Source organism: Pedobacter sp. 01N310 (assembly GCF_056399805.1).
On record NZ_JBFTSB010000011.1, the window covers coordinates 56,822 to 71,027 of the forward strand.

At 37.2% G+C, this 14,206-nt stretch carries 15 protein-coding genes; 7 read left to right on the forward strand and 8 right to left on the reverse strand.

Annotation, left to right across the window (positions count from 1 at the left end):
* Nucleotides 1–148: 148 nt before the first annotated feature.
* A complete protein-coding gene (locus tag AC1DNH_RS19350; RefSeq protein ID WP_477584903.1) occupies nucleotides 149–2,011 on the reverse strand; it encodes a Xaa-Pro dipeptidyl-peptidase in 1,863 nt (620 codons plus the stop codon).
* 457 nt (nucleotides 2,012–2,468) lie between these two features.
* On the opposite strand from AC1DNH_RS19350, the gene pnuC reads away from it, so the two are divergent.
* Entirely contained in the window at nucleotides 2,469–3,089 is a 621-nt protein-coding gene (gene pnuC / locus AC1DNH_RS19355) for a nicotinamide riboside transporter PnuC (RefSeq protein WP_029275787.1), read from the forward strand.
* A gap of 30 nt (nucleotides 3,090–3,119) precedes the next feature.
* Nucleotides 3,120–4,208 (forward strand): acyl-CoA dehydrogenase family protein, encoded by a 1,089-nt coding sequence (locus AC1DNH_RS19360; protein WP_477609973.1) that lies wholly within the window; start codon nucleotides 3,120–3,122, stop codon nucleotides 4,206–4,208.
* Here AC1DNH_RS19360 and msrA read toward each other — a convergent pair whose 3' ends face one another.
* From msrA to AC1DNH_RS19395, 7 genes are all read right to left on the reverse strand, one after another.
* Nucleotides 4,209–4,751 carry a peptide-methionine (S)-S-oxide reductase MsrA gene (gene msrA, locus AC1DNH_RS19365; RefSeq protein ID WP_477584641.1) on the reverse strand — a complete coding sequence of 181 codons (543 nt, stop codon included), beginning with the start codon at nucleotides 4,749–4,751 and terminating at the stop codon, nucleotides 4,209–4,211.
* Nucleotides 4,752–5,077: 326 nt separating this feature from the next.
* On the reverse strand, nucleotides 5,078–6,127 hold the full coding sequence (locus AC1DNH_RS19370; RefSeq protein WP_477584640.1) for a hypothetical protein: 1,050 nt from the start codon (nucleotides 6,125–6,127) through the stop codon (nucleotides 5,078–5,080).
* Nucleotides 6,128–6,224: 97 nt separating this feature from the next.
* Entirely contained in the window at nucleotides 6,225–7,106 is an 882-nt protein-coding gene (locus tag AC1DNH_RS19375) for an RsmD family RNA methyltransferase (protein WP_193420498.1), read from the reverse strand.
* 4 nt (nucleotides 7,107–7,110) lie between these two features.
* Nucleotides 7,111–7,494 carry a type II toxin-antitoxin system VapC family toxin gene (locus AC1DNH_RS19380; RefSeq protein ID WP_477584639.1) on the reverse strand — a complete coding sequence of 128 codons (384 nt, stop codon included), beginning with the start codon at nucleotides 7,492–7,494 and terminating at the stop codon, nucleotides 7,111–7,113.
* Complete coding sequence (vapB, locus tag AC1DNH_RS19385; protein WP_477610412.1) at nucleotides 7,494–7,739, reverse strand: type II toxin-antitoxin system VapB family antitoxin; 246 nt, start codon at nucleotides 7,737–7,739, stop codon at nucleotides 7,494–7,496. Before vapB ends, AC1DNH_RS19380 begins: the two co-directional genes overlap by 1 nt.
* A gap of 24 nt (nucleotides 7,740–7,763) precedes the next feature.
* Entirely contained in the window at nucleotides 7,764–8,516 is a 753-nt protein-coding gene (locus AC1DNH_RS19390) for an ABC transporter ATP-binding protein (RefSeq protein WP_086547603.1), read from the reverse strand.
* Nucleotides 8,516–9,250, reverse strand: coding sequence for an MlaE family ABC transporter permease (locus AC1DNH_RS19395; protein ID WP_029275780.1), 735 nt, complete (start codon nucleotides 9,248–9,250; stop codon nucleotides 8,516–8,518). The genes AC1DNH_RS19390 and AC1DNH_RS19395 overlap by 1 nt, the downstream gene beginning before the upstream one ends.
* A gap of 147 nt (nucleotides 9,251–9,397) precedes the next feature.
* Between AC1DNH_RS19395 and AC1DNH_RS19400 the strand changes: the two genes are divergently transcribed.
* The 5 genes from AC1DNH_RS19400 to AC1DNH_RS19420 all read left to right on the forward strand — a co-directional run bounded on the left by AC1DNH_RS19400 (nucleotide 9,398) and on the right by AC1DNH_RS19420 (nucleotide 14,138).
* A complete protein-coding gene (locus tag AC1DNH_RS19400) occupies nucleotides 9,398–10,087 on the forward strand; it encodes an SDR family oxidoreductase (RefSeq protein ID WP_477610411.1) in 690 nt (229 codons plus the stop codon).
* A 19-nt stretch (nucleotides 10,088–10,106) separates the two neighbouring features.
* Complete coding sequence (locus tag AC1DNH_RS19405) at nucleotides 10,107–10,820, forward strand: PspC domain-containing protein (protein ID WP_477610410.1); 714 nt, start codon at nucleotides 10,107–10,109, stop codon at nucleotides 10,818–10,820.
* Nucleotides 10,821–10,825: 5 nt separating this feature from the next.
* Nucleotides 10,826–11,809 (forward strand): LiaF transmembrane domain-containing protein, encoded by a 984-nt coding sequence (locus AC1DNH_RS19410; protein WP_477584634.1) that lies wholly within the window; start codon nucleotides 10,826–10,828, stop codon nucleotides 11,807–11,809.
* Nucleotides 11,810–11,918: 109 nt separating this feature from the next.
* The gene (locus tag AC1DNH_RS19415; protein ID WP_477584633.1) at nucleotides 11,919–12,530 is read left to right on the forward strand and encodes an RDD family protein; all 612 of its coding nucleotides are present in this window, start codon (nucleotides 11,919–11,921) and stop codon (nucleotides 12,528–12,530) included.
* Between the two features lie 258 nt (nucleotides 12,531–12,788).
* Nucleotides 12,789–14,138, forward strand: a complete 1,350-nt coding sequence (locus tag AC1DNH_RS19420; RefSeq protein WP_477625587.1) for an alpha/beta fold hydrolase — start codon at nucleotides 12,789–12,791, stop codon at nucleotides 14,136–14,138.
* Nucleotides 14,139–14,206 lie beyond the last annotated feature (68 nt).

The window sequence follows — 14,206 nt, forward strand, 5'->3', positions numbered from 1 at the left end:
CATAGTGTTCCGAAGGAACTCCTTTGGAGGAGAGCTCTTTAAGCGCGCGTAGTTCAATAACTGTTAGGGATAGTAAAAACAATATAGCATCAGAAATCGTGTGATTTATGGTGCTATATTGGCTAAAATTTATTTTAATGAAGCGGCACTATTTTGTCGCTTTTTCAAATGCACTAATCCCACCAACTACGGGTAATGTAAGTGTGGTTCCATTTAAATCAATGGTTAGATGAGTTCCGGCTTTTGGCCAAAGCGTAAATTCTTTATCACTCGAAAAAATCATTAAGGCAATTTTCTTACCTGCGGGTATAATTTGATCATCCGGCTGAAGATTAAATTTGAGCTCGTAAAATTTACCGGGTGTTAAAGGCGCACTTTCAGTTAACGATTTATTGTTTTGAGGATCGGCCCATCCGCGCGTAATTACGTTATCCATTAATTTTACACCATTTCCTTCTGTCCAGGGTAAAGCAACCAACCAAACGGAGAAATTAGCTGCTGGTTTATTGCTGGCCAACTTAACGGTAAACTGTGTTAAGCCTGATAAATGAACTGCTTCTTTTAATGTAGGACTTACATAAAGCAAGCGATGTTCTGAATTTTCGGCTTTTGCCAGCTCACTGCCCGAAAAAGAAACATCATCTACTAAAGTTTCTGCAGATTGTTTCTGTGGTTTAGTGGTATATAGGCTTCCATGGTTCTTTCTTCCTGCTCCAAGGTAAAGTTTTACATTACTGGCATCTGGGTTTGGATAATCGGCGTATGGTGTTGGATTCGAATTAGGTTGATTTTCTCTCACAATCCAGGCTTTGGGATCTTTCTCCACACCGTTTTCAATTCCAAACAAATAACGGGTAAACCACCTGTTCATCATTTTCATTGGAGGCGGGCCACCATGTCCTTGCTGGTGATAATAAATTTGTACGGGTAAACCTTTGGCTTCAGCCGCTTTATAAATTCGATAGCTATGTTCAGGCATTACATTCCAGTCATTAAAGCCGTGCGACATCAGTAAGGCCGCTTTCATGGGTTTCATGGCATTTAAATAGTCTCTACCTGCCCAAAATTTATTGTAATCACCAGTTATACGATCCATTCCCTGGGCCATTTCTTCATCTCTTATTGTTTTATTTGCATATGCTCTTTTATCTTCTGCGCCACTGTGTATGTAATCGTATAAAACATCAACATCTTCTCCTAAATAACCGCCAGGACTTCTTACTAAGCCATTTGAACGATAATAATGATAGTAAGAGGTATTTGGCGCGATAGGTATGATGGCCTTTAGCCCTTCAACGCCGGTAGTTGCCGCTGCAAGCGGGATTGTCCCATTATACGAAGTTCCTGTCATTCCAACATTTCCCGTACTCCAATAAGCTTTAACTTTTTCGTTCCCATCAGCAGTGGTATAACCATTATCCTTTCCCCCCAGCCATTCGATAACGGCTTTTGGTGCTAACGATTCGTTTATTCCACCTACTGTTGGAGACCCTTGCGAAAGTCCGGTACCTGGCGAGGAAGAGTGTATTATAATAAAACCTCTTTTAACCCATTCTCTAATTAAAGAGTTTGAGATAATTGGTCTTTTGCCCGTGCGTGTTACCTCTGGGTGTACACGAGTTACAGCAGATTTTTCGCCAATTTCGTGCTTTACATCCCAAAATACACCTTTATCGTTTCCGGCCGTTCCGGCGTAATATGGGCTTGATTCGTAAATGACAGGTAATTTTAGTCCCTCTGTTTCGGTTTGGTAGGGACGTGTAACATCAACATGCATGCGGTCAGGTTTCCCATCGCCGTCAGTATCAAATGTTGTTTCTACCCATAAATCGGTACGGATCCACTTGTCGGGCGTATCGAATAAGGTTACAATTTGTGCTTCACCATCTTTAAATACAGGAATGGTTTTAGCGGCTTCATTTTTTTCTTGTGCAAAAGCAGAAAAAGCCAATGGAATTAATAAAAAGGGGAGTTTAAATAATTTACCTTTTTTAATATTAAGGTTTATCATGGTTTTTAGTATTAAAATAGTTTATAGTTGTTTCCTTTGTGTTGTAAAAACAAAAAACAAGGTTTTTTTTGAAATTTGCTGCTTCGAAATTAATTAATTATAGTTATATAATGCTATTTTAAAGCGAAGCTCCTTGTATTTGATCATCTGGATGAATCTGAACAGATACGCGGCCACTGATTATTATTTCTTATATTTGCCTTGCTCAAAGGGGTGCTTTTTGATCTTGCAATGTCTGTTGCCTTCAATTTGCTGAGATTATACCCATTTAGAGGTTTAAGCCAAAAGGTTTAAGGTATAGGGTTTAGCCTTAGGCCCTACACCCCCAAACCTTACACCTTCTAATGAACCTGATGCGGGTAATGCCGCCGTAGGAAGAGGTTAAAATTTACAAAACTGTTTCGCCCCGAAAACAGGATCTAATTATTTTTACTGGCTGCAAGGCAAATTATTGTAAATGAATTTTCAAGATTGGTTTAAGCTTTTTCAGGAGCAGATTTTACACACCTCATTAATCGAATGGTTGGCTGTAGGTTTTGGGGTATCTGAAGTTTTACTGGCGAAGAAGAATAGTATCTGGCTTTATCCAACAGGAATAATTTCGATCCTGTTATCGATGTTTCTACTCTTAAATGTAAAGCTGTATGCAGAAACCTTACTGAGCATTTATTATCTGGTGATGAGCGTTTACGGATGGATCATCTGGAAGAAAAGAAAACAGGACGGAGAAAATCAGGTTTCATGGTCGAGCAATAAAGAATTAACCATTGCTGTTTTAATTTCTGTGATTGGTTTCGGCGTACTTTATCTTGTATTGAGGCATTATACCGATTCGGATGTGCCTGTTTTTGATGCCTTTGTATCTTCAACAGCGTGGGCAGGTATGTGGCTGTTGGCCAAGCGTAAAATAGAAAACTGGATATTCCTGAACATTTCGAATATTGTTGCCATTCCATTGCTGTTTCATAAAAAGCTTCCACTCATGGCCTGTTTAACTACATTTTTATTCACCGTAGCCATATTTGGATTTTTAGACTGGAAGAAGATCATAAACAAAAGTAGACTCAAATTGGCTTAATTACCTTCCTAGGTAAAGCAAAAAATAATCATGCAAGAAACATTAAGCATCACCTGGCAAGAAAAAGTAAAAGCTTATGCAGCGCTTTCTGAAGAAATGGGTAAACTTCATCCCGAAATTTTAGAACTGGCCTATCAGGAAAATTGGTTTAAGCTTTTTGTGCCCGAAATTTATGGCGGACCAAACAAAAAACTTCCTGAAATTTTAAGATTGGAGGAAGAATTGGCTGAAGCTGATGGAAGTTTAGGCTGGACCATTACACTCTGTGCAGGTGCAGGCTGGTTTGCCGGATTTTTAAATCCTAAATTGGCTGCAGAGATTTTTGCTGATCGTGAAGTTTGTTTTGCCGGGAGTGGTGCCGTTGGTGGGGTGGCCATTAAAACGCAAAGTGGGTATCTGCTCAATGGAAAATGGAGCTATGCCAGCGGGGCATTGCACGCCACTATATTTACAGCCAATTGCACGCTTAAAAACGAAAATGGTGATGATATTTTAGATGAAAATGGAGAACCTGAAATAAAATCATTTATCCTTAAAAAGGAGGAAGTAAATATTTTACCCGGATGGTCTTACTTTGGTTTAATTGCAACAGGCAGTCATGCCTTTGAAGTTTGTGATTTAAACGTCGACGAAAATAGGACCTTTAAAATTAACCAGCATATTGAAGTGGCAGATTCAGGCTTTGATTATCCCTTTTTACAGCTCGCAGAAACCACGTTAACAGTAAACAGTTTAGGGATGACCAATCATTTTATCAAACTGGTAGAGCAATCTTTTTACTCGCGTTCTGGATTGGGGAGATATAATGAAGCGCAAATTTTGTTCTTTAACAACGAACTTAACCGTTGTAAAGAAGAGGTACTAGGTCTTCGTGCCAAATTCTACCATGCGTTTGAGGAGTCCTGGAATCAGTTAATGGGCGATGGTGAAATTAATGAGGATATCTTAATGGAGGTGAGTTCAATCAGTCGTAAATTGGCCCATGCCTGTTGGAAATCGGCAGCTACTTTATTCCCATACTGTGGCTTAGCGGCTGCAAAAAAGGAATCAGAAATTAATAGGGTTTGGAGAGATATTCATACGGCAAGCCAACATGCTTTACTTACTTTCGAAATTTAATTATTCCAAAAGCGCTGGTTTAATTTTATCTTTAAAATCAGTAGCAAACTTATTAAGTTTAGGTTGTATCACAAATGCACAATAAGGTTTCCCCTGATTGTTGCTAAAATAGTTTTGATGATAATCTTCAGCCTCATAAAATTCGGCTATAGGAGAAACTTCTGTCGCAATGGGCTTATCGAAAATATGTTGTTGGGTTAAATCTTCGATCATTTTCTCCGTCTGTTTTTTCTGATCTTCATTTTCATAAAAAACCACCGAGCGGTATTGCGTGCCAACATCATTACCCTGCCTATTTAAAGTTGTTGGATTATGGGTTTTAAAGAATACCAATAAAAGCTCATTGAACGAAATAACACTTTCATCGAATGAGATTCGAATTACTTCTGCGTGTCCGGTATCGCCGTTACAAATTTCCATATAGGTAGGATGCTTTAAATCTCCCCCCATATAGCCTGATGTAACCTGGCTTACTCCATTTAACGTCTGAAAAACGGCTTCGGTGCACCAAAAGCAGCCGCCGCCAAATGTTGCTGTTTGCATATCCTACGTATATAAAATCTATTCCAATTTTTAGATCAATCAAAAAAAGACATTTTTTTGATATTAAAGATTGGTTGGGTATCGATTATTCCTATAAGTTTTAAGGAGGTGCTATTTGGACAGCGCTTTAGGATAAATACTTCAATATCCTTAAGACTAGGTAATCTTAATTAACTACAGATAAAAAAGGATGCATACAGATATAAGAATCTGTGTGTATCTGTGATTAAAAATTAACTAAATGAAATTGATAAATACATCACAAAATGTATCTTATATAGCATGAAAACAAAAAAGCCTGTAATTACGATTACAGGCTTCTACTTTTATTGATATTGAATATATATCGGTTTTGGTGTAAGCTTTAACAGCTCTTCTGGAGTCATCAAACGCTTCGGATCTTTCTTTAGATCATTTTTGTAAAACAATTTAAAGCCAGTAAACTGTACAGGCTCGCCCTGTATAAAGTGGCGGTAGGTGCCTTTTTTCAATTCAGGTTCGCCCCATCCATCCATATGTACCACAACCTGAACCTCAGGACGTAATTTAATATTAGCAGAATTCGTTACCATTTTCTTTGTAAAACGGTGCAATACAAATACTTTTGGAGGCAAGTTGTATTTTTTAACAATATCTGCTAAATATCCGGTTACATAGTTAACATCGGCAGCATCGTAGGTGCCGATTTTTTTGCCTGGCAATGTTCCGTCTTTCATCGAAAATTCAGGGTCGATACCTAAATGAACGTATGGCAATTCCAGGTATTTTGCGATATGAGGTAACTCGGCTTTTATTGTGCTTAAAGCTACCTGAAGATCTAAAAATACAATGGTATTAGGCTGCATTTTGGCAATTTTCAAAACAGAATCAATCTGTTTGTTGCCCATTCTGTTGATGTATTTTCCATCTTTCCCCGGTGTTCCACTTGCTACTGCAGCAATATAGTGTAATCCTGGTTGTACAGGGGTAGAGGGATCAGCCTTTTCCCAATGTTTAACCTCAGCATTTAAACGTTTCCACATTTCTTTAGGCGCATATTCGCCAAGCGCACCCATTTTTTTCGAATGTAGGTTTCCATAATAAACAACGATGCGTTTAAAAGGTAAAATGGCTCCCGCCAAAGGATATGGTTGTTTTTTTACTGGCCATCTTCCGGTAGTATCTCCGTTTGCCAGTTTTTTCACCAACGAATCGTAAAGCTTTGGATCAACAGGTTTCATTACGTTTACCGTTGAGTCCGTTTTCTTTTTAGTTGAATCAGAAGAGAAGATTTTGCCGATACCGCCACTGCTCTTACCGTCTGAATTACAGTTGGCAAATAAGCTGATTGCGGCAAAACCAAGTATTAGTGTGCCTGCTAATTGAGGGAATTTCATAAATATTATATAGATAATTAAAGTTTAGACAGTTTCCGAATCTGTTTTGATGAAAGTAGGGTGGAAATCTGGTAGTTTAAAATAAAGTAATCAACATTTACACATTACAGAATTTGCCAAAAACACCCAATGGCAATTTAATGCCCGAAGTAGCTTGTAGAAACAGTTCTCCGGTTTCGAGGTTTTTAACTGATGGGAATGAGGTACGGATTAAATTTTCTACAATTACCGACGAAAACCCTAATGAATAAGTATTTAGGATTAAGAAGTGTTCTTTTTCATCCAGCAGTTGTACCACATCCTGCATCATTTCCTGAATATGATCTTCCAGTTTCCATTTTTCGCCATTAGGGCCGTGGCCATAAGCAGGAGGGTCTAAAATGATTCCGTTGTATTTTTTGCCTCTTTTTAATTCTTTTTTTACAAACTTTAAGGCATCTTCTACCATCCAACGGGTATCCTTCAAGCCTGAAAGCTCCTGGTTTTCGTTTGCCCAGGTAACAACCTGTTTAATCGAATCTACGTGCGTAGTTTCAGCACCTGCTGCATTGGCAATTAGTGATGCCGCACCAGTATAAGCGAAAAGATTTAAAACTTTAGGCTGTGGCGTTTTAAATTTTTTAATCGATGAAGAGATGAAATCCCAGTTTACTGCCTGCTCAGGGAATACGCCCACGTGTTTAAAAGAAGTTAAACCTAAGCGGAGTTTAATGGCCACTTCATCATTTTTATATTCTACATGCCAACGATCAGGAATAGATTGATTTTTCTTTACCCATTCGCCAGAAGTAGCCGAACGGCCCCTGAAAGTAATGTTGGCCGTTTTTTTCCAATCCTGTTCTGAGTATGTTTTTTTCCATACCGCCTGTGGTTCAGGACGGATAAGGGTTACATTTCCAAAACGTTCTAATTTTTCAAAATCCCCGCAATCAATCAGTTCATAGTCTTTCCAGTGGGTTGGGGCAAGTAATTGTATCATGTATTTAAAATAACTTTAAATTTGGATAGCTTTTGATGTATTGATCATCAGTTATCAGGGTTAGATCATTTGCTAGTGCCTGTGCTATAATAAGTCTATCAAATGGATCCTTATGTATTAATGGTAATGTAGAATAAGTAGTAAAGTCATCTTTAGCAGGCTGAAGAATTTTTACTCGGTACTTATCAAGTAATTCATAAATTGAGTTAATATCGTCTTTTAACTTTAGCTTTCCGATATTAGTCTTTATTGTAATTTCCCAAATGCTTACAATGCTAATATATTTTTCTGTTACAGGATTGTTTATGATCTCTATAATCTTTTTTGAAATTGAGTTATCTCCATTAATAAAGAATAGGAATATGTGTGTATCAAGCAAAAAACGCATTACATATAATCCTTGAGATCATCCAATGGTTCGTTAAAATCATCAGAAATATAAAGAATTGTACCTTTGGCAGCGCCATATAAGCTTTTTGGCTCTTCAACAACATTTGCTTTTTCACTTGCCGATTTAGGAAAGCTCTTCGAATGTTTAGCTTTTAAAAAATCAATAAAATCTTCTACCTCGTTTACCATGCTTTCTGGTAAGGTTTCCAATTTGTGAATGATATTTTTTGTAGCCGTTGTCATAACTAAACAAATATAAGAATTTTCTTAAAACTTATCTTTTGCTGCCTTCATAAAGCGGCTGGCGAATACGAAATCGTTTAATTCTTTAATATCAGTATGTGCAATTTCTTTGTTGCTGCCTTCCCAGAATTTTTTTCCTTCGTGTAGGAATAAAATATAGTCGCCAATACCCATAACCGAGTTCATATCGTGTGTTACTACAATAGTAGTGGTTTTGTATTCTTCGGTAATTTCCTGAATCAACTCATCAATTACGATGGACGTTTTTGGATCTAAGCCTGAGTTCGGCTCATCACAGAACAGATACTTCGGGTTCATAGATATAGCACGTGCAATACCCACACGTTTTTTCATTCCGCCCGATAATTCTGCCGGGAATAATTTGTTTTTACCTGCAAGGTTTACCCGTTCCAAACAAAAATCAACTCTTTCAAGCTTTTCTTTTCTGCTCTGATCAGTAAACATGTTTAAGGGGAACATGATGTTTTCTTCAACAGTCATACTATCGAATAGGGCAGAACCTTGAAACAACATACCAATTTCTTTACGTACTTCGATCCGTTGCTCGTAGGTCATCGGCGTAAAATCGCGGCCATCGTACAATACCGAGCCCGAATCTGGCTGATGCAAACCAACCATGCATTTCAATAATGTTGTTTTTCCTGATCCGGAGCCACCGATAATCAAATTGGTTACCCCTTCTTCAAACTTTCCAGAAATGCCTTGTAATACATCATTTCCGGAGAAAGATTTATAAATATCTTTAATTTCGATCATTACAATAAAAGTTGAGTAACTAAATAATCGCAAACAAGAATAGAGATACAGCTAATTACAACTGCTCTTGTACTGGCCTGCGAAACTTCTAAAGCACCACCACGAACATAAAAACCTTCGTAAGCTGGAACTGATGTAATAATGAAACCAAATACAAATGCCTTTACCAAAGCAACCGTGATGGTGTAAGGATTAAAATCAGTTGTTATACCTTGAATATATTCTGCAGGAGTAACAGCACCCGAAATAGAACCGCCAATATATCCACCGGTAATACTTAAAAACATAGAAATGATTACCAGCATGGGTACCATGGTTATGCCCGAAATAATTTTAGGAAGGATGAGGTAGCCAGGTGCATTTATACCCATAATTTCTAAAGCGTCAATCTGTTCAGTAACACGCATCGAACCAATTTCTGATGAAATGGCCGATCCGATTTTTCCTGCCAGTACAATTGCACTAATGGTTGGGCTTAACTCTAATATACTCGAGTCGCGGTTTACAGAACCGATAATTGTTTTTGGAATAAAATCACTAACCAACTGGAAAGCAATTTGTAGCGTCATTACTGCACCAATAAAAGTAGAGATGATAGCAATTAAACCTAAAGAGCCTACACCAACATAATCCATTTGTTTGGCAATTTCTTTTAGGTATATTTTCAGTTTTTCCGGCTTTCTGAATACAGACTTGAGTAGCAGGATGTATCTGCCGAAATTGGTAAAATTCATTCCGTATGTATTTGCTTAATTTAAATGATCGTTCTATACTACTACAAAGAAACAATAAAAATTTGGAGCACTTTGCTAATTGTAAAAATATTCGTGGTTTTGAATATAAATATGGTTTTTTGTTAACAAAAATTAAACCATAAATAAATGAAAGCTGTAATAACCGGAGCAACTAAAGGAATTGGTAGAGCTATTGCGACTAAATTAGCCCAAAATGGGTACGATTTAGTTTTGGTAGCAAGGGGTTTAGATGAACTTGACAGGCTTCGACAGGAACTAACCCCTTATGGGAATGCTATTTTTACGCAGACAGCAGATTGTTCTGTTAAAGAAGAAGTGTATGCTTTTTTAAATTCGACTGCTATAAATCTTGATCAAGTAGATGTTTTAGTAAATAATGTGGGGATCTTTTTGCCTGGCAGCATGCTCGATGAGGATGACGAAACTTTCGAAAAACAGCAGCATATAAATACAAATGCCTGTTATTACATCAGTAAATTTTTTGGAAAAAAAATGCGCTCAGCTAAGCGAGGCCATATATTCAACATCTGTTCGGTGGCCAGTAAAGCACCTGTAAAAAATGGAGGCAGTTATAGTGTAACAAAAGCAGCGATGTTAAGTCTTAATCATGTATTGCGGCAAGAGTTAGCACCTCACAATGTTAAAGTAACTGCATTTTTGCCAGGTTCTACTAAAACTTCATCCTGGGAAGGAACAACAATTCCGGATGAAAAATTTGTACAGCCTGAAGATATTGCAGAAACTTTGTTTACCATTTTAAACTTAAGTAAAGGGGTAAATGTAGACGAGGTTTTGATTACTCCGCTTGATTTTTAAACACAAAATGAACAACGTTATGGAAAAGAAGCTTTTTAGAAACGAACACGATAAGATGATTGCCGGTGTAGCTTCGGGACTTGCAGATTATATGCAGGTGGAGGTTACCATAATTAGATTATTGTTTGCATTATCGGCTATATTTATGGCTGGAGGTGGCTTAGTTGCCTATATAGTAATGTGGATTATTGTTCCGGTTAATAATGATCCGGCAGCAAGATTTTCTAAATTTAACGATTACTTTGGCAAGAAAAACCCAAATGCACAACCCTTTGGAACTGCCGATCCTTTTGCAGGACCAGCGAACCAAGGAAACCAGAATTGGACACAACCTGTTGATGGTGGACAAAAAACGCCTTTCGAAACACAGCCCGATTTCAATAAATTCAATAAATCTAACGATACTGGTCGCACCATAGGCGGATTAATATTGCTAGTAATAGGATGTTTTTTCCTGATGCGCGAAATGGATTTTATACCCGACTGGTTTAGTATCCACAATTTATTCAAGTACATGTGGCCATTGATATTTATTGCCTTAGGTGTAAGTATTATAGCTAAATCAAAAAGAAAGAATGACTGGGCTGCTTTTCAGAACCAACAGGAGGCTGAACAACAAAAAGAAGCTGAACAACAAAAAACAGCTGATTTTTCTGAAACTATTGTAGAAAATGAACCTACGGCACCAGCTAACAAAGATGATAATTCAACATCCGCTAACCCTCAAGTATAAATAGAATGAAATTAGATAGATTAATTTGGGGTATTATCCTGCTTTTTATTGGCGGTGTACTTCTACTCGAAAACTTTGATGTAATCAACTTTTATTGGCGCAACGTTTGGAGCTTTTGGCCAGTGTTCTTAATTATAGCAGGTTTAAATATCCTGTTCAATAAAAACAACTCGCAAACAGGTAGTATCATTTCTATTGGCGTTTTAGTAGTGGCTTTGTCGTTCCTTTTTTACAAAGGACAGCAAGTACCCGAGCATGGTAACTGGTGGGGGCACCATTTCAAAAAAGATATCGATGTTAATATCGACCATAATGATGGCGACAACGACGATGATGATGACGATAGTGATACCTCATATAATCACTTAAGTTTATCTGAGCCATTTGTAGCTGCAGATAATGCGAAAAAAACAGTACTAAATATTTCCGGAGGTGGCATTTCATTTAATCTTGATGGTGAAACAACCGAGTTGATTAATGCCGACGTAAAGAAAAGACATGGTAACTTCTCTTTAAAGAAATTGCTTACCGATAGCGCTATCGTACTTACTTTCCAGATGGATGATAAAAAGAGTAAATGGAATTTTGGTGATGGTGGTAACGATGTTAACTTTAAATTGAATAAAGAAGCCAACTGGGATATTTTAATGAAACTCGGAGCTGGCGAAGCAAATTTTGATTTTGCCAATTACAAAGTGCGTACCTTCCGCTTTGATGGTGGGGCAGCAGCTTTGGATATTAAATTCGGAGATTTATTGCCAATAACCGACGTAATTGTGAAATCTGGCGTTGCCGATGTTAACATTAAGGTGCCTACCAACTCGGGTTGCCGAATTAAAACCAAAACAGGTTTATCAGCTAAAGATTTCGATGGTTTTGAGAAATTGAGTGATGGTGTTTACGAAACCTCAAACTATAAAACCTCAACCAAAAAAATCTTTATTAATTTAGATGGCGGATTGAGTAACTTTGAAGTAAGCAGATATTAAAAAGGCAGAAGGTTTTAAGGTGGGGGATGTAAGGTTGATTCTTGTAGAAGAAATTTTTATAAAATGCTGATCTTACAATCCCAAAATCTCATCATCCTGATCCAATCCAATGAATCCTGATCAATATATAGTTGTAATTAATGGAAAGCCACAAGGGCCGTATAGTTTAACCGAACTGAAAGATTTAAACATCAGTGCGAATACGTTTATACGTAAACCCGGAATGGACGATTATAAAGAAGCTCACGCAATTCCCGAATTGCGTGAGCTTTTGGGTTTTAGTTATCAAAAAACAGCACCCCAATATTTTGCCGCTTTCGATCAAAGGCTGTTGGCATCGGTAATTGATCATTTTATTATTTTTGGAATATATAGCATTATCATTTTAACGAGTTATATTTTTATTGAAGGCAAAGATCAGCGGATTATGGCTTTTCTAATCCCATTTCCATCCATATTTATTATTAAACTCATTTATGGTAGCATTGCCGAAGCATCAGCCAGTCAGGCCACTATAGGTAAAAAACTTCTCAATATTAAAGTAACCGATTTAGAGGGAAGCCGGGTTTCTTTTTGTGTTTCTCTAGTCAGGAATTTTTCTAAAATCTTATCTGTAATTCCTGTTTTCTTTGGCTATTTATACAGTTTCCTCAATAAGAAAAACCAGTGTTGGCACGATATTGCAGCCAATACGTTGGTGATAAAAGATCGGTTGATATAAGTTAGAAAAGCAAAGTCAATACAACTATTTCGTTACTCGGGCTGTACGCTATATCTTTGGCTGGCCTTCGGCTACGCTCAGGCTTACAGCCAAAGGATGCCGCTTCCATCCCGTTTATGAACCTGGGTCGGTGCAATGATGCCAAACCCACCCACCGTTAAAAAATAAACCAATTTCAATTTCTACTTTCAGTTAAAAGATGTTAAATAAGAATTAAGCTACTATTCTATTGATTAGTTTTAGTGAAATTAATCTAATATGCTACGTATCCTTCTCACCACAATTTTTGTTTTTTATCAACTTACTTCTTTTTGCCAAACTTCAACAGATTCGTTAAAACCTGTTAAGGATGAATATAATTTAGGTTTCGAAAAAACAGTTCCCAAGTCTAAGTCTTCTGTTGGTTGGAGTACGGGTACAACCAAAAGTGGATATAAGGTCGAAATCGATTCAACCCAAAAATATACAGGTAAATATTCCTTGTTGATAGAAAATATCGCCAAAGATGTAGAATCCAATTATGCCATGTCTAATTTAATTATACCTTCAAAATTTGAAGGGAAGGAAGTAGAAATCAAATTTTATCTAAAATTAGAGCATGTTACCGGACATGCAGATTTTCCATTTAGAATTGATGATGAGGATAATGATAAGTTACAATTTACCAATCTACTAGCAAATAGGATATACGGAACGCAAGACTGGAAGCAATATAGCCTAAAGTTACCCCTTCAAAAAGAGGCCACAAAAATTTATCTTTTTCCTATGCTTTACGGTCCAGGCAAACTCTGGCTTGATGATGTTCAGATATTAATTGATGGTGTAGATATCAGTCAGGCAAAAATAAAACCAGATTATAATCCTAATGCCCCACAAGCTATTAATTATGGCAGTAATGCGACGGCATCGGGCAGAGTGAAAGTGAAAGATGCCGAACTGTATTACGAAACCTATGGAAAAGGCGAGCCCCTGTTATTATTACATGGAAACAGCCAATCGATCAGCGTTTTTAAAAAACAGATTAAAGCATTCTCAAAAATTTATAAGGTTATTGCAGTAGATACCCGTGGACAAGGAAAAAGTACCGATTCCAGTACTCAGCCACTTTCATATGACCTCTACGCCGAGGATATGAAAACATTACTTGACTCTTTACATATCAGTAAAACCAATATTTTAGGCTGGAGCGATGGTGGAAATACGGGGTTGATCATGGCGGCTAAATATCCTACATATATAAAGAAACTCGCCGTTACCGGAGCATGTACAAACCCAAATGAAGCAGTTTCGACCAGTACTTTAGAAGAGGTTAGCAAAGCAATTGAAAGTTTGAAAACCAGACAAGATGTTAAATCTAAGTATCAGGTTAGGTTATTTACCATGTTGCTTACCGAACCGCATATTACTGCTTTTGACCTGAAGAAGATTAAAGCACCAGTTTTGGTAATGGCAGGTGAGAAGGATATGATTTTAGAGAAGCACACTAAATTTATTGCGGCTAACATCTCTAAATCGCAACTATTTATTTTTAAGGGCGCTTCACATTATGTGCCTGTAGAAATGGTTTCAGAATTTAATACTAAGGTGCTTGCCTTTTTAGATAAATGAAAAATGTAATTAAGGTTGTTGGTCTTTCCTGACTTTATCTTTTACAACATTCCAACATTAAAACATTC